The organism is Mesorhizobium sp. M1D.F.Ca.ET.231.01.1.1, from assembly GCF_003999155.2.
Taxonomy (GTDB): domain Bacteria; phylum Pseudomonadota; class Alphaproteobacteria; order Rhizobiales; family Rhizobiaceae; genus Mesorhizobium.
In genome coordinates, this window is record NZ_RZOZ02000094.1 from 1 (window position 1) to 383 (window position 383).

At 66.3% G+C, this 383-nt stretch carries 1 pseudogene; it reads left to right on the forward strand.

Features of this window, described 5'->3' with window-relative positions:
* Window positions 1–383 (forward strand): annotated as a pseudogene (locus tag EN874_RS33975) (hypothetical protein); the annotation flags it as partial.

Here is a 383-nt window from a genome sequence, read left to right on the forward strand (position 1 = left end):
GGTCTTCCTACTGCCCGACGTCGAGGCGGCTGAAGGTGCAGCGAAGCTGATGGGGATGCATTCGCATCGCCTTGAGCCCGGCGAGGCCACGGATATTGCCATGCGCCTTCCACGCGGCAAGCTCTTCGACAGCGGCAAGGCTTTCGTGCCCTTTTGCAAGGGCGATCTGTACACCCGCATAGCGGCCCTAGGAGGCGTCGCTGACGAGCCGCGCCGGGCTTCGACCGGCACCGATGACCCCGAAACCGCCGAAAACGCTTCAGCGGGCTCGCCTGAGGCCGGAAAAGGCAATTCCGACGACGGGCAAGGGGCAGGGTCGGGCGACGGCGGCTCACCCGATCCGTGGGCCAAGCTAACGGTCGGCGATTTGGTGCTCGCGTCGG